Raw genomic sequence first — 22,114 nt, 5'->3', positions numbered from 1 at the left:
CCGCGGCGCGGCCGGCCCCGACCTCGGGCTCAGGCGAGGTCGAACCGGTCGAGGTTCATCACCTTGTCCCACGCCGCGACGAAGTCGCGCACGAACTTCTCCTTCGCGTCGTCGGCGCCGTAGACCTCGGCCTGGGCCCGCAGCTCGGAGTTCGAGCCGAAGACCAGGTCGACCGCGGTGGCGGTCCACCTGACCTCGCCCGTGGCGCGGTCCCTGACCTCGTAGACGTTCTCCTCGGCGGTGGCGGACGGCTTCCACTCGTAGCGCATGTCGAGCAGGTTGACGAAGAAGTCGTTGCTCAGCACCCCGGGCCGGTCGGTGAAGACGCCGTGGGAGGTGTTGCCCGCGCCCAGCATCCGCATGCCGCCGACCAGCACGGTCATCTCCGGCGGGGTGAGCGAGAGCATGTACGCGCGGTCGACCAGCAGGGTCTCGGCGGGCAGCTTCTCGCCGGGCCGGACCCAGTTGCGGAACCCGTCCGCCCGCGGCTCGAGGACGGCGAAGGACTCGACGTCGGTCTGCTCCTGCGCGGCGTCGGTGCGCCCCGGGGAGAACGGGACCGTGATCTCGACGCCGGCGTCCCGCGCCGCCTTCTCGACCGCCGCGCACCCGCCCAGCACGATCAGGTCGGCGAGCGAGATCCGCTTCCCACCGGCACCGAACTCCTGCTGGATCCGCTCGAGGACGGGCAGCACCGTGTCGAGCTCGGCCGACTCGTTGATCGCCCAGTTCCTCTGCGGCGCCAGTCGGATCCGCGCCCCGTTGGCCCCGCCGCGCTTGTCCGTGTGGCGGTAGCTCGCCGCCGCGGCCCACGCCGCGGTGACCAGCTGCAGAACCGACAGGCCGGACTCCAGCAGCGTGCGCTTCAGGGCGGCGACGTCCTCGCCGGAGACCAGCTCGTGGTCGACCGGCGGCACCGGGTCCTGCCACAGCTGCGGCTCGGGGACCCACGGGCCGAGGTAGCGCGACACCGGGCCCATGTCGCGGTGCATCAGCTTGTACCAGGCCCGTGCGAAGGCGTCGGCGAACTCGTCGGGGTGCTCGAGGAACCGCCGGCCGATCCGCTCGTACACCGGGTCGAACCGCAGCGACAGGTCGGTGGTCAGCATCGTCGGCTTGCGGGCCGGCTCGTTGGTCTCGGGGTCGGGGATGACGTCCCCGGCGTCCTTCGCGACCCACTGCTTGGCGCCGGCCGGGCTCTCGGTGAGTTCCCACTCGAAGCCGAACAGGTTCTCCAGGAAGTAGTTGCTCCACCGGGTCGGCGTCTGCGTCCAGGTGACCTCGAGGCCGCTGGTGATGGTGTCGCGGCCCACGCCCTTGCCGAAGCTGTTCTTCCACCCGAGGCCCTGGTCCTCGATCGGCGCGCCCTCCGGCTCGGGTCCGAGGTAGTCGGCGGGCGCGGCGCCGTGGGTCTTGCCGAAGGTGTGCCCGCCGGCGATGAGCGCGAAGGTCTCCTCGTCGTTCATCGCCATCCGGCGGAAGGTCTCGCGGATGTCCCGGGCCGCGGCGAGCGGGTCGGGGTTGCCGTTGGGCCCCTCCGGGTTGACGTAGATCAGGCCCATCTGCACCGCGCCCAGCGGACCGGACAGCTCGCGGTCGCCGCTGTAGCGCTCGTCACCGAGCCAGGTGTCCTCCGGCCCCCAGTAGATCTCCTCGGGCTCGTAGATGTCCTCGCGCCCGAAGGCGAAGCCGAAGGTCTGGAAGCCCATCGACTCCATGGCCTCGTTCCCGGCGAAGGCGATCAGGTCGGCCCAGGAGACCTTCTGGCCGTACTTCTTCTTCACCGGCCACAGCAGCCGGCGCGCCTTGTCCAGGCTCACGTTGTCCGGCCAGCTGTTGAGCGGGGCGAAGCGCTGCGCGCCGGAACCGGCGCCGCCGCGGCCGTCCTCGATGCGGTATGTGCCGGCGGCGTGCCAGCTCAACCGGACGAACAGCCCGCCGTAGTGGCCGAAGTCGGCCGGCCACCAGTCCTGCGAGTCGGTCATGACCGCCCGGACGTCGCGCTTGAGCTCCTCGACGTCGACCTCGGCGAAGGCCCGTCTGTAGTCGAAGTCCCCGCCCATGGGGTTGGCCGCCGGGTTGTGCTGGCGCAGGACCGACAGGTCCAGCTGGTTCGGCCACCAGTCGCGGTTCGTCTGCGGCCGGTGCGCCTTCGGCTGGGGCGACGGGATCTCGGGATTCTCGCTCTCGCTGGGGGTCCGCGGCGCGTCCTTGTCAGGCACCTGGATTCCTCTCCTCTTGTTCCTCGTGTCGGGTTTCCTCTGACAGCTGCTGGCGGCGGGCCGCGGCGCACTCGGGGCATCGGCCCCAGTAGATGACCTCGGCCTCCTCGATCTCGTAGCCCGCGTCGTCGCTGGCCGTGAGGCACGGGCTGGCGCCGACGGCGCAGTCGACGTCGACGATCGCCCCGCACGACCGGCACACCACGTGGTGGTGGTTGTCCCCGGCCTCGGCCTCGTAGCGTGCGACCGAGCCGGTGGGCTGGAACCGCCGCAGCAGGCCCGCGGCGGTCAGCGCGCGCAGCACGTCGTAGACGGCCTGGTGGGACACCTCGCCGAAGTCCCGCCGGACGGCGGCGATGATCGAGTCCGTGTCCGCGTGCGGGTGGTCGTGCACCACCGACAGCACCGCCACCCGAGGGCGCGTCACCCGCAGAGCGGCCTCGCGCAGCAGGGACTCGAAGTCCGGCGCCGTCGGCACGGTCGGAAGTCTGGCCCCATTTCTGGAACGGATCAATCGACGGCCGGAGTGTCCGGGGAATCCGCCGGCAGCAGCACGTCGATCTCCGCACCGCCGTCCTCCCGGTTCCCGAAGGCGACGGTGCCCCCGGCCTGGACCACCCGGTAGCGCACCGACTGCAGCCCGAGGCTGCGGCCCCGCGGGGTGCGCCGCCGGTCGCCGGGCGGCGCGGGCGGGAACCCGACGCCGTCGTCGGACACGGTCATCCGCACCGCGGCACGCCCGTCCATCAGGGCGTCCTCGAGCCGGATCAGCACGGTCCTGGCCGAGGCGTGCCGGCCCACGTTGACCAGCGCCTCCTTCGCCACCCGGTAGAGAACGTCGGCCGCGAGCGACGACGTCCCCGGCGGCGCCTCGCCCTCGACGTGGACCGACACGCCCCTGTCCCGCAGCGGGTCGGCCAGGTGCTGCAGGGCCGTGGCCAGGCCCGCGCCGCTCAGGTCGGGCGGGTACATGTCGACCATCAGGTGGCGCAGCGAGGCGACCGCGCGGCGGACGGCGTCGCCGAGGCGGGCGGCCCTCCCGGCGGCCTCCTCGGACATGGTCGGGGCCATGGCGGTGAGGGCGTAGCTGACACCGGCGAGGTCCTGCACCGGCCCGTCGTGGATCCCGGCGGCGATCTCGCGCCGCTCCCGGTCGGAGCCGGCCAGGTGGCGCTCGAGCAGGTCGATCCGCTCCGCCTCGTGCCGGCGCAGCCGCCGGGCCAGCGAGACCGCGATGGGGATCTGGGCGGCCTGGAGGACCACCAGGGCGCCGATCGCCACGGGCACGATGCGCGCCCGCAACAGCGCGGCGTCCCGGTCGAGCCGTGACGTGTCGAAGTAGACCTCCAGCACGTACCGCTCGTCCCGGCCGGTCAGCCGCAGCGGCGTGTAGACCTCCAGGTAGGGCCGCGCCCCCCGGGCCGCCCCGTAGACCTCCGACCGGGGCTCGAAGCCGGAGACCACCCGGCCGTCGATGGCCGCGGCGAGGTCCTCGGACAGCGGCAACCGCTGCCCCTCCAGGTCCGGGTCGCTGGCGTAGACGATCGTCCCGTCGTCCCGCCAGACGAGCACCGCGGTGACCGTGCCGTCCCCTGCCGTGGCGGCGACCACCTGGTCGAGGTCGCGGCGGTCCTCGGGTTCCCCGGCCAGCACCCTCGAGAGCAGCGGCCCGACGATGTAGGAGGCGATGCGGTCGGCGGACCGCTCCGCCTGCAGCAGCGCGGTGTCCCGCGCGATCTTCCCGCTGAAGACGTAGGCGCCGGTCCCCACCGCGAGGAACGCGCACACCGCGGTGCTGATGAACAGCACGATCTCCCGGCGCACCGAGGTGCCCCGCCAGGGGCGCAGGATGCGGAGGGCCCGGTGGCCCGGCCACGACGAGCGCCCTGGCCCCGCCGGCTCACCCGCCATGGGCCGCCACCCGATGCCCCCGCGGCGCGGACACGCGCGTCACCCCCCGTCCACGAGCCGGTCCCGCACCCCGCGGGACCAGAGTCCGGCGGAGTATGCGGGTCACGGGACCGTTGTCCATGCCCCGCCGGGCCCGGGCATCGACGACGCAGCAACCGGCTTCGGCGCCGTCACGTACCGTGTTCGGACCGAATCGATCCGTGAGAGTCCGGAACGGCGTGGACCGTCCGCCACGGGTCGTGCGTCCACGGCCGCCGGCTGAACTCGAGCCGCATCCGGCCCGGACGGCCTCGTCGATGTCTGGCCATGCCCTGGCCAGGGTTGGGAACTCCCGGCTCGACATTGCAAGGGCGATTGCGTAGTAGGAGCAACAAGCGCCGACCTGATTCGCCGCGAAGACGGGGAGCCGGAACGCCGTATGTCCGTCCAAGGGGCGCGGTGACCAGGGTATCCGGAGCGAGCTTGATGCCTCCTGGAGGATGCCGCGACAATTGCTGGGGCGCGCCTCGGAGGCGATCATGGTGTCATCACCTGGTTCCGTAGACCGCACGACCCGTCAGGAGGTCGAGCGGTGGTTCGCGTCGCAGGGCTTCCCGCTTTTCTGCCGGGCAGCCGACAGCCCTTCGATGAGCATGTACTTCGGATTCATCTTCCTTGCTCTGCTCATGGTTGAGGGCGTCATCCTCGGGTTGCGCGAGGACCAAGCCGGGGCACTGGCGATCATTGCTCCGCTCACCGGTCCCGCTCTTCTCGTCGGCACCATCTTCTGCCTGGCCTTCTGGAGGAACCCGCGTCGGTCAGTTGTGCTGTGGCTGACGCTGACGCTGCCAGCTCTGCCAGCGCTGCTCTACGGGGTCGACGTCGTGGGGTTCGTGGCGGCCCTTTCGCTCAACCTTGCCTTGTTCGCCCTCTTTGGACTCCTCGAAGCCCGGATCAAGGTCCTCCCATTGCTGAGGTGGGCCCTCGGTGAGTCGCTGGGGCAGGTGCCCCACCTCGTGGGCGTGGTGGCACGCGCCATGCCGATCCTCCTCACCGCGATGATTCTGTTCTTCTTTACGGCCGAGATCTGGCAGATGTCTCGCGGGCTCGACGGTCGCTTCACTTTCTTGGCGCCTGGCGCCCTATTCCTGTTGGGGTTGCTCGCGCAGGGCGTGCACCTCGCCCGGCTCGTTGCGAACTACTGTCAGCCACTGGATGCCGAGGGGTGGGCCCGCGAAGAAGAGAAGCTGAAGGACCTGGCCCAGGATCGGCCTGAGCTAGGGCCTCTCCAGGAGTTGGCGGTCCCTCGGGAAGAGCGCGCGAGCCGAAAGATGCCAGGGCGGATCAAACTCAACATCTTCCTGCTCCTGGTCTTCGCTCAGAACCTGCAGCTCCTCGCGACATGCACCAGTCTCGTATTCTTCATCCTGCTGTTCGGCGTTCTCGCCCTGCCGTTGGATACGCAGGCGGCATTCGCGGGAGCCACCAGCGAGTCTCCGTTGACCGAGATCTATGTCCAGGAGTTCCTCGGTCGGGAGATCATATTGACGAATGCCCTTCTGGAAGTGGCGCTCTTTCTCGCAGTCTTCGCCTATCTGTCCTTCGTCCTGTACGCTGCCCATTCGGACACGTACATGCATGACTTCTTACCACACATCGATGCCCGGATAAAATCTGCTGTACTGGTCCGGCGATTCTACGAATGCATTTTCTGGCGACCGAGAATGCGCCCGTGGTCCCGATCCGAAGTCCAACTCGACTTCCTGATCCCGGACGGCGTCATCGCGGAGAAGGCAAGTCTTGTGTGGGCCACCCCGGACGGTCGTGGGGGCACGGTGGACATGGTGAACGACGGGAAGACTCTCCGGACCCGTCTGCGGGAGAGTCTCGGCGGAACCCTCATCTATCACTACGTCGTCGATGAGGATCGCAGCAGGAGGGATTGGGAGGTCGACGAGGTCATTACGGAGTCGGCGGGCGTCGAGAAATCGTTGCTCAAGATCGGTCACTCCCGGGCACGCCCATCCGCCTCCGAGCGGATCGCGCAACAGGTAGCACCTCCTGCCCCGGGCGCCGTCGAACCGGAAGCCGAGCCTGTCGCGCCGCGCGCGGCGGAATGACGAGCCAGCGACCCTCGGCCGTGGGATAGACGCCGCCACAGGGCTGCCCCTTACCGATCGTCGAGTGCGGTTGCTTGGTGGCGGCGCAAGTGGCGACCTCTACGTGCTCGCCGCCGGAGGCGGCCAGCCGGCCTCGACCGTCCGCCACGGGTCGTGCGTCCACGGCCGCCGGCTGAACTCGAGCCGCAGCCGGCCGGGGGAGGCCTCGATGAGCTCGCCGAAGACGGTCGCGTAGACCTGCCCGTCCTTCTCGTGGCGGACGACGAGGGCGCCCGGGTCGTCCTGCGGCGGCCCGTCGGCGACCAGCCGGCGCCACCCCTCCGGGGCGGGGGCCTCGGTGAACGCAGGCAGGTACCGGTCTGCCTTGCGGTCCTCGGGGCCGCCGGAGGTGACCATCGTCGTCCCCTCGCCGTGCTCGGTGGTCCGCAGCCCGGTGCCGTCGAAGTCCCAGGTCGTCAGCCGGTGCGGCGTGGCGAGGACGAGCAGGAAGCTGGCCATCCCGTCGAGCCGGGCGTGCGCGATCCAGTTCTCGCCGTGCGCGGCGGCGAGCAGCGGCAGCACCCCCCGGCTGGCCGCGCCGGGGTCGGCGTCCCGCTTCTGCGGCCGGTTGAGCACTAGCGCGGTGACCCCGGTGGCGACGTCGCTGGCACACCACGTGCCGCCGGCGACGCGGTCGCGGCCGCCGACGAGGTCCGGGAACTCCGGCCACCAGCGGCCCGGGTCGTCGAACTCGCGCGTGGTCAGCTCGTCGCGCAGCGCCAGGATCCGGACCGGCCGGCCGTCGGACCAGCGGACGACGACGGTGCACACGCCGACGATGCTGCCAGGCCGGCGAGCACGGCGAGTGCTCGACCGAAGATCACCCCGGGTCCACGGGTGTCTCAGAACGGGGGAGGCACCGCTGGAGCCGAGGTGATCACGATGGCGGGGCGGTCGAGCCCCGCTCGACCAGCGCCACCGGCAGCAGCACCGACCGCGCCGGGCGGTCCGGCTCGTCCAGCGACTCGAGCAGCATCCGGGCCGCCTCGACGCCGATGGAGTGGTGGGGGACGGCGATGGTGGTCAGCGGCGGCTGCAGCTTGTCCAGGAAGGGCATGTCGTTGAAGCCGACGACGCTGACGTCGCCGGGGCAGGAGATGCCCCGCTCGGCGAAGACGTCGTAGCAGCCGAGCGCGATGAGGTCGTTGCCGGCGACCACCGCGCTGAACTCGGTGCCGGAGTCGATCACCTTGCGCAGGGCGGCGGCGCCCTCGGCCTCGGTCCAGTAGGCGCAGCCGACGATCCGCGCGGGGTCGTCGTCGAGGCCCTGGTCGCGGACGGCGGCCTGGAACGCCTTGGCGCGGATGAGCCCGGTGGACGTGGTCGTCGGCCCGGCCAGGTGCACGATCCGCCGGTGCCCGAGCGTGGCCAGGTGCTGCACGGCCAGGGCGATCCCGGTCGCGTCGTCGGGGGTGACGCACGGGATGTCGAGGTGCTCGGCCCGGCGGTTGACCAGCACCATCCGCACGCCCTGCTCGTGCAGTTGCTGCAGCAGCGGGTGGTCCAGCCGCGCGGTCGCGATGATCATGCCCTCGACCTGCCGCGAGCGCAGCGAGTCGACCAGGGCCTGCTCCCGGTCGGGGTCGTTGTCGGTGTTGACGATCAGCGCGCTGTAGCCGGCGGGGCCGAGCACGTCCTCGATGCCGCGGACGATCGGCGGGAACAGCGGGTTGGTCAGGTCGGGCAGGACCAGGCCGATCGTCCGCGACTTCGCCGTCTTCAGGCTCCGGGCGATCGGGTTGGGCGAGTAGCTCAGCGACTGCGCGGCCTTGAGCACGCGGCGGGCGGTCTCGGCGTTGACCAGTGCCCGGGTCTCCGGGTTCAGGGCCCGGGAGGCGGTCGCGGGGTGCACGCCCGCGGCGGCCGCCACATCCCTCAGGGTCGGCGCGGGCACGGCGACGATCCTAGGGCCGGAGCCCGCCGGCGTCCGTCCGTTTCGCCCCACCGGGGTGCGTGGCGTGCTCATGCCGGCCTCCTCCATCGCGCGCGGCCCCACACGGCCAGCAGTCCCAGCGGAGCGGCGGCCGCGGCGGCGAGGGCGAAGATCGTCCGGTAGCGGCCGTCGTCGGCCAGGTCCGCGACCAGGACGGCGGCCAGCGCGCTACCGCAGAACAGCGAGCCGGCGAACAGCGACACCACCGCCGCCCGGGCCGAGGGCAGCACCTCGGTCGCCCAGGTCTGCAGGGAGGAGTGCATCGCCGCCCACGCCAGTCCGAGCAGCACCGTGACGACGACGGCGACCGCGGCCTCGCGCGACAGCGACAGCACCACGCAGGCGGCCAGCGCCGAGCCCGCGCCCAGCGCGATGAGCCGGGCCGGGTGCTGGGACCGCGACAGCCGCCCGACCGCCGCGGCCGCCGCGAACACGGCCACCCCGTAGATGGCGGTCACCGCCCCCGCGACCGCGGCCGTGGCGCCGGCCGCCTCCACCGCCGCGGGCAGCAGGGTGAGCACGCCGAGCAGCACGGCACCCTCGAGGAAGGCGAGGACCAGCACGAAGACCGCCGAGCGGGAGCGGGCCACCTGAGCCAGCGGCGCGAGCAGCGTGGCGTGCGCCCGGGCGCGCGGCGGCTCGGCGAGCCCCCGCAGGGCGACGGCGAGCACCAGGGCGGCGAGGCCGGTCACCACGAACGCCACCCGCCAGCTGAACAGCTGCGCGACCACGCCGGCACCGACCGACGCGAGCCCCGTGCCGAGCGCCACCCCGACCATGAGCCGCGCGATGTCGCGCTGCCGCTCCCGCGCCGGGACGGTGTCGCCCAGGTAGATCAGGCTCGCCGGGTAGGCCGCGCCGAAGAACGCCCCGCCGACGCCGCGGGCGATGCCCAGCACGAGCGGAGCCCCGGCGAACGCGGCGGCCACCGAGGCCAGCCCGGCGCAGAGCAGGGTCAGCCGCATGGTCCGCACCCGGCCCAGGGAGTCCGACGCCATCCCCCACACCGGCTGGGCCAGCCCGTAGGCGAGGAAGTAGGCCCCGGCCGCCTGCACCACCGACGCCAGCGACGCGTCCAGGTCCGCGGCGATCGCGAGCAGCATCGGGGGCATCGCGAACCGGTCCAGCGTGCTGACGAACGCGGTGAGCTGCAGCAGGCGGATGGGGGAGAGCCGCCCCCCGCCGGGCGGGCGGCTCAGCTGGGCCCCATGACGCCGGCGGGGTCGATCCCCAGGTCGGTGAGGACGGCGCGTGCCGCGTTGCGGCCCGGCCGGCCCGACACCGAGCCGCCGGGGTGGGCGGTCGCGCCGGTCAGGAACAGGCCCGGCAGCCCCGTCCGGTACGTCGGCCAGCCGGGGATGACGCCGCCGTCGGGCAGCTCGAACTCGCCGCCGTGGCAGGAGCCGCCCAGGTTGTGCACGTTGTGGGCGGCGACGTCGACCGGGGACTCCGGGCGGACGGCGAGCAGGTCGTCGGTGGACAGCCCGGTGGACCGGGCCGCCACGCGCGCCACCAGCGCGTCGGCGTAGTCCTGCTTCGCGTCGGCCCAGCTCCGGCCGTCCCGCAGCTCGTACGGGGCGACCGTGAGGATCTTGAAGGTGCCGCCACCGGCCGGCACGCGGGTCTTGTCCACGACGCTCTGGTTCACGACGAGCAGCCACGGGTCGGTGGCGTCGGCCTCCCCGCGGGCGAAGGCGTCCAGCTGGCGCACCAGCCCCGCGGTGCTGCCGAACCCGGCGGCCACGCTCTCGATCGGCCCCGCCGGGGTCGGGAAGGCGAGGTCGCCGCGCAGCGCGGCGTGGACGGCGAACACCGACAACCCGGGCCGCCAGGTCTTCTTCGCCTCCTGCAGGTCGTCGGGCACGGCTGCACCGGTGAGCATGTCGCCCAGCCGGGCCAGGTGTGCGCTGGAGACCACGGCCCGGCGCGCGGTGACCCGCGTCCCGTCGGCGGTGCGCACCCCGGTGACCCGGCCCGCGGCCGCCTCGACCGTCGCGACCGGCGCGGAGCAGACCACCCGGCCACCGTGCGCCTCGATCTGCCGGACCAGCGCGTCCGGCAGGGCGCCGGAGCCGCCGACCGGCGTCGACCAGCCGAAGGCCAGGCGCCCCGCGGCGAGCGAGGAGGGCAGGACTCCGGTGCCGGGGCGGCGGGGGTCCTGGATGGTCGCCATGGCCATCCAGAGCACGAAGTCGCGCACGACCGGGTGCGCGAACCGCTCGTGGACGACGTCCCACGCGCTGCGCCCACGCAGCCGGCGGTAGCGCCGGGCCGCGTCGTCGTCCCCGAGCTCGAACCCGGAGCTCCACCGGCCGTGGACGGCGGCCAGCCCGCCGGTCCACTCGGCGACCATCTGCCGGAACGCGCGGGCGTCGTCGGGCGACCAGCGGGCCAGCTCGTCGGCGGTCGCCTCGAGGTCGCGGTGCATGACCAGGCAGTCGCCGTCGGCCTGGGGCATGACCACGGCCGGGTCGGTGAGCAGGTACTGCAGCCCGTAGGTGGCCTGCAGCCCCAGCTCGTCGTCCCGGATCAGCGGGTTGGACTGGATGAGCACGTGCGCGCTCGAGCAGGAGTCGTGCGCGAAGCCGGGGAGGGTGAGCTCCTCGGTGATGGTGTCGCCGCCGGCCGCGGCGCCCGCTTCGAGGACGACCACCTCCAGCCCCGCGGCGGCCAGGTAGCCGGCGGCGACCAGCCCGTTGTGCCCGGCGCCGATGACGACGACGTCGGCGCTGTCCGGCACGTCCGTGGGCATCGCCCCTCCTGGTCCTCGCCCGCCCCCTGCGAGCCGAACCGTGGCAGAGGCTGCACTCGATTGCAAGCGGCTGCCACCCCACGGAAGGGAGGTGTCGCGGTCCGGTCCTGCCCGGCGGCCGGGTGCCCGGACCGGCGAGACGGCCCGGTCCGCCCGATGGACGGGCGCAGGCACGCTCGGCAAAGATTTGGCCACCGTTCGCGGGAGACTGCTTGACACCGTGTGCCCGCGGTCACACCATCTGGCCTCAGATCCGCAATCGATTGCGGCTCGTCAGGAGGATGCATGTCTCACGTCAGGCTCAACCGGCGTCTCTCGACGCTGGCGGTCACGGGACTTCTGGTGGTGGGCGTCGCCGCCTGCGGCTCCGACGGCGGCGGCGGGGGCGGTTCGGACGACGACACCTTGAAGATCGGCACGTCCCTGCCGCTCACCGGTGAGTTCTCCCAGCCCGGCACGGCCGCGCAGCAGGGCTACCAGGTGTGGGAGAAGCTGATCAACGACGACGGCGGCCTGCTCGGCCGCCAGGTCGAGCTGGTCATCAAGGACGACGCCTCGAACCAGAACACGATCGTCTCCGACTACAACGCGCTGATCAGCCAGGACCGGGTGGAGCTGCTGCTCGGCACGTTCTCCTCGCTGCTCAACCTGCCGGCGTCGGCGGTCGCCGAGCGCAACCAGATGCTCTACGTCGAGCCGGCCGGCGGGTCGCCGGACATGTTCAACCGCGGCTTCAAGTACCTGTTCTTCGCCCAGCAGGCCACCGCCGACAAGCAGGGCGAGGTCTTCGCGAACTGGATCGCCGGCCTGCCGGAGGACCAGCGGCCCAAGACCGCCGCGTACCCGACGATCGACGACCCGTTCGCGGCGCCGAACGTCGAGGGGATCCGCGCGATCCTCGAGGCGGCCGGCGTCCAGACGGTCTACCAGGAGACCTACGCGATCGACACGAGGAACTTCGACACGATCGTCAACGCGATGAAGGCGGCCAACCCCGACGTCGTCGTCAGCGGCGCGGTGTTCGAGGACGGCGTCGGCCTCATCCGCTCCATGCTCAAGCTGGGCTTCCAGCCGAAGTGGCTCTACCAGACCAGTGCCCCGTCGCAGGCCGACCAGTTCTCCGAGGCCGTCGGCCCGGAGAACACCGAGGGCATCATGTACGCGGTCAGCCACACGCCCGAGGCCTCGACTCCCGGGAACGAGGAGTTCGTGCAGACCTACGACGAGATGTTCGGCGGCGCGCCGCCGGAGGACGCCGCCGACGCCTTCGCCGCGGCGCAGGTCATGCAGGCCGCCGTCGAGGCCGTCGGCAGCATCGACGACCAGGCGGCCCTGGCCGACTGGCTGCGGGAGAACACCGTCGAGACGATCCTCGGCGACCTGCAGTGGAACGAGGACGGCAGCCCGATCGGCGAGTTCCTCATCGGCCAGTGGCAGAACGGCACCTCGGAGATCGTGCTGCCGGCCGACGCCGCCACCACCGACCAGATCGTCCAGGGCTGGCAGCCCGGCGGCGGCGCGTGACGGAACCCGTGAGCTCGCCGGGCGCGACCCCGCGCCCGGCGGGCCCCGGCCCGGAGGAGGAGGCATGACCGAGCTGACGCAGGACCTGATCCTGGGCCTGCTGCTGGGCGGGGTGTACGCCCTGGTCGCCGGCGGGCTGACCCTGATCTTCGGGGTCATGCGGGTCATCAACCTGGCCCACGGGGCCTTCCTGATCGTCGCGGCATTCCTGACGTATTCGCTGTGGAACGCCGCGGGCATCGACCCGCTGCTCGCCATCCTGATCACGACACCGGTCGTCTTCGTCCTCGGCTGGGTCACCTACAAGGTGTTCGTGGCCCGGATCCGCACCGCGCCCATGGTCTCCACGGTGCTGCTGACCTTCGGGCTGGCGCTGGTCCTCGAGGCGGCCATGGGCACGTTCTGGGGCAACAACTCGACGGCGATCCGGCCGAGCTACGCCGACGAGTCCTTCCGGATCTTCGGCCTCTTCCTGCCCAAGACGCAGGTGTTCGGCGGACTGGTCGCGATCGCGGTGCTGGTCGTGCTGGGGGTGGTGCTGACCCGCACCTGGCTCGGGCGGGCGATCCGCGCGGCGGCGGTGAACCCGGCCGGCGCCGAGCTGGTCGGCATCCGGGTGGCCTCGGTGGCCGCCCTGGTGTTCGGGATCGGCATCGCCGCCGCCGGCGCGGGTGGCGCGATCGTCGGCGTCATGTACCCGTTCGTCCCCGGCGCGCACTACCAGTGGATCGCCCGGCTGCTGGCGATCGTCGTGCTGGGCGGGATGGGCAGCCTGAACGGCGCGATCCTCGGCGCCCTGCTCTTCGGCGTGGCGGAGACGATGACCGCCGCCTACGTCTCGCCGGCCTGGGCCACCGCGGTGCCCTACCTGATCGTCTTCGCCGTCCTGCTGTTCCGGCCGCAGGGCCTGCTCGGCTCCCGTCTGCGAGAGGATGCGGTGCCCGCATGAGCCCGTCGGTCCGCGCCCTGGCCAGCCCGCTGTGGATCGGCCGGCTCCTGGTCGCCCTGGGCGCGCTGTTCCTGCTCGTCTTCCCGGTGGCCGTCGACGACGCCTACTACCAGAACATGATCATCCTCTCGCTGGTGTTCGCCGTCGGCGCCAGCGGGCTGAACATCATCACCGGCTTCGCCGGCTACGTCTCCCTCGGCCAGGGCGCCTTCGTCGGGCTCGGCGGCTACACGGTCGGCGTCCTCGCCAGCAAGGCCGAGGGCGTCTCCCCATGGCTGTGGGTGCCGGTGGCCGGGGTCGTCGCCGCCGTCGTCGCCGTCGGCCTCGGACTGGTCTCCCTGCGCTCCCGCGGCCCCGCCTTCGTGATCATCACGGTCGCGTTCCTGTTCCTCGTGCAGGTCCTCGCGGTCAACTGGGTGGACCTCACCAACGGGACGGCGGGGCTGACCCTGCCGCTGCCGACCTGGGACCGCGACATCCTCAACTGGCCCTTCTACTACGCCCTGCTCGCCATCCTGGTCCTGCAGGTGCTGATGTCCTGGTGGATCCGCCGCACCAAGCTCGGCATGGGCCTGATCGCGATCCGCGAGGACGAGACCAAGGCCGCGACGATCGGCATCAACCTGCCGGTGGAGAAGATCATCGGGTTCGTCGCCAGCACCGTCTTCGTCGGCATGGCCGGGGCGGTCTACGGCTACTACCTGACCTTCATCGACCCGCGGGGGATGTTCAGCATCCTGATCAGCGTCCAGATCATCCTGTCGCTGCTGGTCGGCGGCCGCGGCACGCTGTGGGGCCCGGTGCTCGGCGCGTTCCTCATCGAGCCGCTCAACGAGATCGCCAACAACAACCTCGGCGGCGGCAACACCCGCCTGTTCCTCTTCGGCGGCCTGCTCATCGCCGTGGTCATCCTGCTGCCCAAGGGCGTCCTGCCCGCGGTCGAGTCGCTGCTGAACTGGCGGCGCACGTCGGGCAAGGCCGGGCTCGTGGGCGCGCGGATCGGCACCGGCGGCAGCCTGGAGTCGCTGAAGGAGCGGCTCGAGCCGTCGACCACGCGGACGCCCGCGGGGCAGCCGCTGCTCGAGGTGTCCGGGCTGGTCAAGAGCTTCGGCGGGCTGCGCGCCGTCGACGGCTGCTCGTTCACCGTGCCGGCCGGCTCCATCACCGGCCTGATCGGGCCCAACGGCTCGGGCAAGACGACGGTCTTCAACCTCATCGACAACACGATCGCCGCCGACGCGGGCACGATCACCTTCGACGGCGAGCGGGTCGAGAAGCTGCCGTCCTGGGGCCGCGCGCACCGGGGGATCGGGCGCACCTTCCAGATCACCCGGCTGTTCGGCGAGATGACGGTCCTGGAGAACGTCGTGGCGCCGCAGCGGTCGTTCTCGGTGGGCCAGCTCGGCCGGATCGCGGTGAGCGGGCCCGAGGCGCGGGCGGCCGAGGAGCTCCTCGAGTTCGTCGGCATGCGGGCCTTCCGCGACCAGAAGGCCCGGGCGCTGTCCTACGGCCAGCAGAAGCTGGTGGAGCTGGCGCAGATCCTCATGCTCGACCCGAAGCTGATCCTGCTCGACGAGCCGGCCGGCGGCATCAACCCCGTGCTCATCGACCGGATGGCCGAGATGATCAGGGAGCTGAACTCCTACGGGAAGACGTTCCTCATCGTCGAGCACAACATGCCGTTCGTGCTGGGGCTGTGCGACCCGATCCACGTGCTCGCCCGCGGGAGGACGATGGCCTCCGGCACGCCGCAGCAGATCCAGACCGACCCCGCCGTCATCGACGCCTACCTCGGGGACGACTTCCAGCTCGAACCGGAAAGGGTGCGCTGATGCTCCAGCTCCGCGGCGTCGTCGCCGGGTACGGCGGCGGTGACGTCCTGCAGGGCGTCGACATCGACGTCGAGCGCGGCGCCGTCGCCTGCATCGTGGGACCGAACGGCGCGGGGAAGTCCACCGTGCTGCGCACCGTCAGCGGGCTGCTCAACCCGCGGCTGGGCGAGATCACGCTCAACGGGCAGCCGATCCACCGGTCCTCGCCGGCGGACATCCTCAGGGCCGGCGTCTCGCAGGTGCCGCAGGCCAACGCGCTGTTCCCGAACCTCACCGTCCGGGAGAACGTCCTGCTCGGCGGCTACACGATCCGGCGCGACCGGGGCCTGGTCCGCAAGCGCTACGACCAGGTCGCCGAGCTGTTCCCGATCGTGGCCGACCGAGCCGCGGACAAGGCCGGCAACCTCTCCGGCGGCCAGCGGCGGATGGTCGAGTTCGCCCGCTCGCTGATGCTGGACCCGATCCTGCTGCTGCTCGACGAGCCCTCGCTCGGCCTAGACCCCAAGGCGCTGCAGGTGGTCTACGAGTCGGTGATGCTCATGAAGGAGAGCGGCAAGACCATCCTGCTGGTCGAGCAGAACGTACGGTTCGGCATGCGGATGGCCACCGACGGCATCGTCATGGAGAGCGGCCGGGTCGTCACCCAGCGGTCGGCGGCGGCGGTACTGGCCGACCCCGACCTCGCGCAGATGTACTTCGGCGGCTCCACCGGGCACTCCGCGCCGGCGACGGAGGCGGCGGTGCCCGCGCCGCAGGCCCCGCAGCCGTCGGCCTCCGGGACCACCCCGCCGTCCGCCGGCGGTGGGCCGGCGGCACCGCCCCTGGCCGCTTCCGGCACCCGCTGACCGGCGTCCGGGCCCGCGCAGGTGCACGGGCCCGGACGGGCGGGTACGCCGTCCGGTGTGACGGGGGAGGGGCGGCGGCCGCCGCGGGCGCCGGGACTGCTCTACGGCCTGGGCCTCGGCGGCTTCGTCGACGGCATCGTCCTGCACCAGGTCCTGCAGTGGCACCACATGGTCAGCGACGTCCCGGGCTCGCCACCGACGACGCTGGCCGGGCTCCAGCACAACACGCTCGCCGACGGCGTCTTCCACCTGGGCACCTGGCTGCTGGTCCTGCTCGCCTCGTTCGCCACGCTGCGCGCCTGGCGGCAGGGGCGGCTGGCGCCGGACTGGAGCGCCCATGTCGGCCTGCTGCTCGCCGGGTGGGGGCTGTTCAACCTGGTCGAGGGCCTGGTCGACCACCAGATCCTCGGCGTGCACCACGTCCGGGACGACCTCGGCGGGCCGGTCTCCTGGGACGTCGGCTTCCTGGTCTTCGGCGCGCTGCTGGTCGCCGCCGGCTGGGCCCTGTACCGCCGCGGCACCCGCGCCGCGGCGCCCGAATGGGAGGCCCCCAGGGCTTGATCGGCTCCCGGCCCGGAGGCAGGCTGTGAGCCATACCACAGCCCGCGCGAGCGCCCAGGAGGCCGCCGTGGAAGCCAAGGTCGGAGACCGCATCGTCGTCCATTCCACCCACCAGGGGGAACCGGAGCGCACCGGAGAGGTGCTCGAGGTGCGGGGTGAGTCGGGCGGACCCCCGTACCTGGTGAAGTGGTCGCCCGACGGGCACGAGGGGCTGTTCTACCCGAGCGGGACCTGTCACGTCGTCCGTGACGCGGTCCACGGCTGAGCGGCACCGGATCATGGCGAAGGACACCGGGACGGCGCCGGCGCCGCGTCCCGCGGAGAAGGTGCGCAACGTGGCCCTCGTCGGCCACGCGGGTGCGGGCAAGACGACGCTGGCCGAGGCGCTGCTGGTCGCGACCGGCGCGCTGCCCCGGGCGGGGCGCATCGAGGAGGGCACGACCGCCCTGGACAACGAGGAGGTCGAGGTCCGCCAGCAGCGCTCGGTGTCCCTCGGCGTGGCCACCGTCGAGCACGCCGACCACCGCATCACCCTGCTGGACACCCCCGGCTCGCCCGACTTCGTGGGGGAGTTGCGGGCCGGGCTGCGCGCCGCCGACGCGGCGCTGTTCGTGGTCTCCGCGGTCAACGGCGTCGACGCGGCGACCGTCGCGCTCTGGGAGGAGTGCGCCGCCGTCGGCATGCCGCGGGCGGTCGTGATCAGCCAGCTCGACCGTCCGCGGGCCGACGTCGACGAGGCCGTGCGCATGTGCCAGCTGATGCTGGGGGAGGGCGTCTTCCCCCTGCACCTGGTCGAGCGCGGCCCCGACGGGACGCCGACCGGCCTGGTCTCCCTGCTGGAGCCGCACGTGGAGCTGGCCGACGCCGACCGGCTGCGCGGGGAGCTGATCGAGGGGATCATCGGCGAGTCCGAGGACGAGACCCTCATGGACCGCTACCTCGGCGGCGAGGAGCTCGTCGTCGCCGACCTGATCGCCGACCTGGAGACCGCGGTCGCCCGCGGCCACTTCCACCCGGTCCTCGCCGTGGCCCCGCTCTCCGGAGTGGGCGTCCCGGAGCTGCTGGACCTGCTGGTGTCGGCGTTCCCGTGCCCGAGGGAGCACGGCTGCCCGCCGGTCACCCGCCCCGACGGCAAGCCGGCGCCGTCCCTGACCTGCGACCCGGACGGCCCGCTGGTCGCCGAGGTCGTCAAGACGACGACCGACCCCTACGTCGGCCGGGTCTCGCTGGTGCGCGTCTTCTCCGGCACGCTGCGGCCGGACATCGCGGTGCACGTCTCCGGGCACGGGATGGCCGACCGCGGGCACCCCGACCACGACGTCGACGAGCGGATCGGCGCGCTCTCCTCGCCGCTGGGCGCGACCCTGCGACCGGTCGCCGCCTGCCCCGCCGGGGACATCTGCGCCGTCGCACGGCTGACCTCCGCCGAGACCGGCGACACCCTGTCCTCGCCGGACGACCCGCGGCTGATGAAGCCGTGGGACCTGCCGACCCCGCAGGTGCCGGTCGCGCTGGAGGCGGCCTCGCGCGCCGACGAGGACCGGCTGGCCACCGCGCTGGCCCGGCTGGTCGCCGAGGACCCGACGGTGCGCCTCGAGCGCCGCCCGGACACCAACCAGTTGCTGCTGTGGTGCGTGGGGGAGGCGCACGCCGAGGTGCTGCTCGACCGGCTGCGCTCGCGGCACGGGGTCTCGGTGAACACGGTCCCGGTGCGGGTGCCCATGGTGGAGACCCTGGCCACGCCGGCCCGCGTCACCGGCCGGCTGGTCAAGCAGTCCGGCGGCCACGGCCAGTACGCGATCGTCGTGGTCGAGGCCGAGCCGGGGGAGCCCGGCTCGGGCGTCGTGTTCGAGCAGAAGATCGTCGGCGGCACCGTGCCCAGCCAGTACCACGGCAGCGTGGAGAAGGGCATCCGCGCCCAGGTGGAGAAGGGCGTCAACAACGACCGGCCGATCGTCGACGTCCACTTCACCCTCGTCGACGGCAAGGCGCACTCGGTCGACTCCTCCGACGCGGCGTTCCAGGCCGCGGGGGCGCTCGCCGTCCGGGAGGCGGCGTCCGCCGCCGGCACCCGGGTGCTCGAGCCGTGGTGCGAGGTGGAGGTCGTCGTCCCGGGCGAGTACGTGGGCGCGGTGATGAGCGACCTGTCCGCCCGGCGCGCCCGGGTCACCGGCACCGACGCCGACCCCGACCGCGACCGCACGCGGGTGCGTGCCGAGGTCCCGGAGGTGGAGCTGCTCACCTACGCCGGGGCGCTGCGCTCGGTCACGCACGGCACCGGCAGCTTCGCGCGCAAGCCGCTCGGCTACGAGCCGGCGCCGCCGTCCGTCGCCGCCGTGCCTGCATGAGCTGAAGGACCCCCTGCCTCCCACCGCTCGCACGCTCGCGGCGGGACCCTGCAGGGGGCCGCTCCAGTACCTCACCGGGGCTCGCCGTGACCCTGGGGACGCGAGGGAACGGCCCCGGTCCCGAGGCTCGCCGCGAGCCTGGTGACGCGAGGGGACGGCCCCGGTCCCGAGGCTCGCCGTGACCCTGGTGACGTGATGGAACGGCCCCGGTCCCGAGGCTCGCCGCGAGCCTGCGAGCGGTGAGGAGGACCGGGGTCCTTCAGCTAACCTCGGGCACGGTCCGCAAGCGGGTGGGCCGGTCTGGAGGAGCAGTGACGACGTCGAGGGAGCCGTCGGCCGCTGCGCCGGCCCCGGCTGGGGTGGTCTCCGACCGCAACCAGCTGGCCGACCGCGTCTGGACGGTGCCCAACGGGCTGTCGGTGCTGCGGCTGCTCGGCGTCCCGCTGTTCCTCTGGCTGCTGCTCGGCCCGGAGGCCGACGGCTGGGCGATCGTCGTCCTCGCCCTGTCCGGGGTCAGCGACTGGGCCGACGGCAAGCTGGCCCGGCTGCTCGACCAGGGCAGCCGGCTCGGCGCGCTGCTGGACCCGGCGGCCGACCGGCTCTACATCGTCGCCACGCTGATCGCGCTCACCCTGCGCGACGTGATCCCGGTCTGGCTGGTCCTGCTGCTGCTCGGCCGGGAGGCTGTGCTGGGTGTGGCGCTGCTCGTGCTGCGCCGCCACGGCTACCCGCCGCTGCAGGTGCACTACCTGGGCAAGGCGGCGACGTTTCTGTTGCTCTACGCCTTCCCGATCCTGCTGCTGGCCCAGGGCAGCAGCCCGGTCGCCGCGGTCGCGGAGCCGGTCGCCTGGGCGTTCACCATCTGGGGCACCGCCTTCTACGTGCTCGCCGGCGTGCTCTACCTGGTCCAGGCGGCCGGTCTGGTCCGCGCCGTCCGCGCCGGGGCGGCGCCGTGACCAGCACCGTGCAGCGGGGTGGCGGGCCGCGGTCGATGGGCGCCTCCCTGCTGGACCAGGTGCTGGCCGAGACGCTGGACCCGGCCTACGCCCAGGCGGCGGCGCGCAAGGCCGAGGCGGCGGGGGAGCCGGGTCCGGCCGCGCGCGGGCGGCGGCGGCTGGTCGTCGCCCTTGTCATGGTCGTCGCGGGCCTGCTCGGGGCGATCACCTACGACCAGGCGGCCGCCGGCGAGCGCGGTCGCGGCCAGGTGCGCGACGCGCTGCTCGGCGACATCGACGCCGAGACCGACACCGCCGCGGAGCTCACCGACACGCTCGACCGGCTGCGCCGCCAGGTGAACCGCACCCGCGACGAGGCGCTGCGGGCCACCGCGGTCGGCCAGCGTGCCCTCGACCTGCTGGCCACCACGGAGCAGAGCGCCGGCGCGGTGCCCGTCACCGGCCCCGGTCTGCTGGTGACCCTGGCCGACGCCGAGCCCGACGCCGACTCGGACCCGGTCGGCGGGGAGCCCGAGACCGACCCCAACGGCCTGGTCCGCGACGGCGACCTGCAACTGGTCGTCAACGCCCTGTGGGCCGCCGGCGCGGAGGCGATCAGCATCAACGGCCAGCGGCTGGGCCCCACCAGCGCGATCCGCTTCGCCGGCGAGGCGGTGCTGGTCGACTTCAACCCCGTCACCAACCCGTACGAGGTCAGCGCGATCGGCGACCCCGACACGCTGCGGGACAACTTCCTCGCCAGCCCCGAGGTCGGCGCCCTCGCCGTCATCTCCGAGTCCTACGGGCTGCGCTTCGAGTTCGCCAAGGAGAACGAGCTGTCCCTGCCCGCCGCCATCCCGCCCGAGCTGCGTTCGGCGGCCGTCGTCCCGGACGCCCCGGCGACCGACCAGGAACCGGGGGGCTGACCCGTGATCCCGATCCTCGGCCTCGTGGTCGGCGTCGTCCTGGGCCTGGTGTTCGACCCGACGGTGCCGCTGTGGCTGCAGCCGTACCTGCCCATCGCGGTGGTCGCTGCGCTCGACGCCGTCTTCGGCGGCTTCCGCGCCCGCCTCGACGGCATCTTCGACGCCAAGGTGTTCGTCGTCTCCTTCGTGTCCAACGTGGTCGTCGCCGCGCTGATCGTGTTCCTCGGCGACCAGCTCGGCGTCGGCGCGCAGCTGTCCACCGCGGTCGTCGTCGTTCTCGGCATCCGGATCTTCGGCAACGCCGCGGCCATCCGAAGGCACGTGTTCCGGGCATGAGCGAGGACCAGCGGCCACCCGCCGACCCGGCGCCGGAGGGGACGAGCGTCCCCGACAGGCCGGCGGACGACGTCGCGGCGGAGCAGAGCCCCGCGCCCGAGCAGCCCGCCGAGGAGAGCGGCGAGAAGGCCGAGGACGACGGGACGCCGGCGACGGTCATCCGGGCGCGGCGCCGCCGCGATCCGCTGGCCGCCGCGCTGATCGGCGTCCTCACCCTGCTGCTGGGGTTCGCCTTCGCCGTCCAGGTGCGCAGCACCGACGACGCCGACCAGCAGCTGGCCGGGGCGCGGGAGGAGGACCTCGTGCGCATCCTCGACACCCTCAACGCGCAGGAGGACCGGCTGCGCCAGCAGATCGCCGACCAGCGGACCCTGCTCGAGCAGCTGAACAGCTCCGACAGCCAGTCCGCGGCCGCCCTGGAGGAGGCGCGGCAGCGGGCCGACGCGATCGGCATCCTCAACGGCACGGTCGCCGCGCAGGGCCCGGGGCTGCGCATGGTGATCCGCGACCCCGACGCCGAGGTGCGCGTCGCTGACATCCTCGACGCCATCCAGGAGCTGCGCGGGGCCGGCGCGGAGACGATGCAGATCGACGGCGTCCGGATCGGCGTCTCGAGCGCGGTGACCGGCGAGCCGGGGGCACTGCTCATCGACGGCACCGAGATCAGCGCCCCGTACGAGGTCCTCGTCATCGGGTCCCCGCAGAACCTGGAGACGGCGATGAACATCCCCGGCGGCGTCGTCCAGCGCATCGGCGGCCGCGGCGGATCGGTGGACATCACCCAGTCCCAGCAGGTGGTCGTGGACGCGTTGCGGCCCCTCGACGCGCCTCAATACGCTTCGCCGGACCCCGACGGCGACTGACGCCGTCCACCTCGCCGCCCCGACAGAGGAGACCCCGCC

General features: G+C 72.8%; 19 protein-coding genes. 12 read left to right on the top strand and 7 right to left on the bottom strand.

Annotation, left to right across the window (positions count from 1 at the left end; translation table 11 throughout):
* Positions 1–29: 29 nt before the first annotated feature.
* From katG to ACWIYF_RS14150, 3 genes are read right to left on the bottom strand one after another with little or no spacing between them, the layout of a single operon-like run.
* Positions 30–2,222 carry a catalase/peroxidase HPI gene (gene katG / locus ACWIYF_RS14160; RefSeq protein ID WP_448623465.1) on the bottom strand — a complete coding sequence of 731 codons (2,193 nt, stop codon included), beginning with the start codon at positions 2,220–2,222 and terminating at the stop codon, positions 30–32.
* A complete protein-coding gene (locus tag ACWIYF_RS14155) occupies positions 2,215–2,700 on the bottom strand; it encodes a Fur family transcriptional regulator (RefSeq protein ID WP_448623464.1) in 486 nt (161 codons plus the stop codon). The genes katG and ACWIYF_RS14155 overlap by 8 nt, the downstream gene beginning before the upstream one ends.
* A 32-nt stretch (positions 2,701–2,732) precedes the next feature.
* Positions 2,733–4,133, bottom strand: coding sequence for an ATP-binding protein (locus ACWIYF_RS14150; RefSeq protein WP_448623463.1), 1,401 nt, complete (start codon positions 4,131–4,133; stop codon positions 2,733–2,735).
* A gap of 626 nt (positions 4,134–4,759) precedes the next feature.
* On the opposite strand from ACWIYF_RS14150, the gene ACWIYF_RS14145 reads away from it, so the two are divergent.
* Positions 4,760–6,232 (top strand): hypothetical protein, encoded by a 1,473-nt coding sequence (locus ACWIYF_RS14145; protein ID WP_448623462.1) that lies wholly within the window; start codon positions 4,760–4,762, stop codon positions 6,230–6,232.
* 99 nt (positions 6,233–6,331) lie between these two features.
* Here the strand turns inward: ACWIYF_RS14145 and ACWIYF_RS14140 are convergent, their stop codons facing one another.
* The 4 genes from ACWIYF_RS14140 to ACWIYF_RS14125 form a co-directional block, all read right to left on the bottom strand.
* Positions 6,332–7,042 carry an NRDE family protein gene (locus ACWIYF_RS14140; protein WP_448623461.1) on the bottom strand — a complete coding sequence of 237 codons (711 nt, stop codon included), beginning with the start codon at positions 7,040–7,042 and terminating at the stop codon, positions 6,332–6,334.
* Between the two features lie 106 nt (positions 7,043–7,148).
* On the bottom strand, positions 7,149–8,165 hold the full coding sequence (locus tag ACWIYF_RS14135; protein ID WP_448623460.1) for a LacI family DNA-binding transcriptional regulator: 1,017 nt from the start codon (positions 8,163–8,165) through the stop codon (positions 7,149–7,151).
* A 68-nt stretch (positions 8,166–8,233) separates the two neighbouring features.
* Positions 8,234–9,358 carry an MFS transporter gene (locus tag ACWIYF_RS14130; protein WP_448628755.1) on the bottom strand — a complete coding sequence of 375 codons (1,125 nt, stop codon included), beginning with the start codon at positions 9,356–9,358 and terminating at the stop codon, positions 8,234–8,236.
* A gap of 41 nt (positions 9,359–9,399) precedes the next feature.
* Complete coding sequence (locus ACWIYF_RS14125; RefSeq protein WP_448623459.1) at positions 9,400–10,956, bottom strand: phytoene desaturase family protein; 1,557 nt, start codon at positions 10,954–10,956, stop codon at positions 9,400–9,402.
* 285 nt (positions 10,957–11,241) lie between these two features.
* Here ACWIYF_RS14125 and ACWIYF_RS14120 point away from each other — a divergent pair, with 285 nt between their 5' ends.
* The 11 genes from ACWIYF_RS14120 to ACWIYF_RS14070 all read left to right on the top strand — a co-directional run bounded on the left by ACWIYF_RS14120 (position 11,242) and on the right by ACWIYF_RS14070 (position 22,075).
* On the top strand, positions 11,242–12,480 hold the full coding sequence (locus tag ACWIYF_RS14120; protein ID WP_448623458.1) for an amino acid ABC transporter substrate-binding protein: 1,239 nt from the start codon (positions 11,242–11,244) through the stop codon (positions 12,478–12,480).
* A gap of 64 nt (positions 12,481–12,544) precedes the next feature.
* Entirely contained in the window at positions 12,545–13,429 is an 885-nt protein-coding gene (locus ACWIYF_RS14115) for a branched-chain amino acid ABC transporter permease (RefSeq protein WP_448623457.1), read from the top strand.
* Positions 13,426–15,261 carry a branched-chain amino acid ABC transporter ATP-binding protein/permease gene (locus ACWIYF_RS14110; RefSeq protein WP_448623456.1) on the top strand — a complete coding sequence of 612 codons (1,836 nt, stop codon included), beginning with the start codon at positions 13,426–13,428 and terminating at the stop codon, positions 15,259–15,261. The genes ACWIYF_RS14115 and ACWIYF_RS14110 overlap by 4 nt, the downstream gene beginning before the upstream one ends.
* On the top strand, positions 15,261–16,106 hold the full coding sequence (locus ACWIYF_RS14105; RefSeq protein ID WP_448623455.1) for an ABC transporter ATP-binding protein: 846 nt from the start codon (positions 15,261–15,263) through the stop codon (positions 16,104–16,106). The genes ACWIYF_RS14110 and ACWIYF_RS14105 overlap by 1 nt, the downstream gene beginning before the upstream one ends.
* Positions 16,107–16,163: 57 nt before the next feature.
* Complete coding sequence (locus ACWIYF_RS14100; protein WP_448623454.1) at positions 16,164–16,667, top strand: DUF2243 domain-containing protein; 504 nt, start codon at positions 16,164–16,166, stop codon at positions 16,665–16,667.
* A 67-nt stretch (positions 16,668–16,734) separates the two neighbouring features.
* Complete coding sequence (locus ACWIYF_RS14095; RefSeq protein WP_448623453.1) at positions 16,735–16,932, top strand: DUF1918 domain-containing protein; 198 nt, start codon at positions 16,735–16,737, stop codon at positions 16,930–16,932.
* 13 nt (positions 16,933–16,945) lie between these two features.
* Positions 16,946–19,015 carry an elongation factor G-like protein EF-G2 gene (locus ACWIYF_RS14090; protein WP_448623452.1) on the top strand — a complete coding sequence of 690 codons (2,070 nt, stop codon included), beginning with the start codon at positions 16,946–16,948 and terminating at the stop codon, positions 19,013–19,015.
* 311 nt (positions 19,016–19,326) lie between these two features.
* Positions 19,327–19,971, top strand: a complete 645-nt coding sequence (locus ACWIYF_RS14085) for a CDP-alcohol phosphatidyltransferase family protein (protein WP_448623451.1) — start codon at positions 19,327–19,329, stop codon at positions 19,969–19,971.
* A complete protein-coding gene (locus ACWIYF_RS14080; protein WP_448623450.1) occupies positions 19,968–20,876 on the top strand; it encodes a DUF881 domain-containing protein in 909 nt (302 codons plus the stop codon). Before ACWIYF_RS14085 ends, ACWIYF_RS14080 begins: the two co-directional genes overlap by 4 nt.
* A 3-nt stretch (positions 20,877–20,879) precedes the next feature.
* On the top strand, positions 20,880–21,212 hold the full coding sequence (locus tag ACWIYF_RS14075; RefSeq protein WP_448623449.1) for a small basic family protein: 333 nt from the start codon (positions 20,880–20,882) through the stop codon (positions 21,210–21,212).
* Positions 21,209–22,075: a DUF881 domain-containing protein gene (locus tag ACWIYF_RS14070; RefSeq protein ID WP_448623448.1), complete on the top strand. Its 867-nt coding sequence runs from the start codon at positions 21,209–21,211 to the stop codon at positions 22,073–22,075. Before ACWIYF_RS14075 ends, ACWIYF_RS14070 begins: the two co-directional genes overlap by 4 nt.
* The last annotated feature ends 39 nt before the right edge of the window (positions 22,076–22,114 follow it).

It is taken from the genome of Geodermatophilus sp. URMC 64, assembly GCF_053502555.1.
This window is presented reverse-complemented; position numbering and strand designations above follow the sequence as displayed.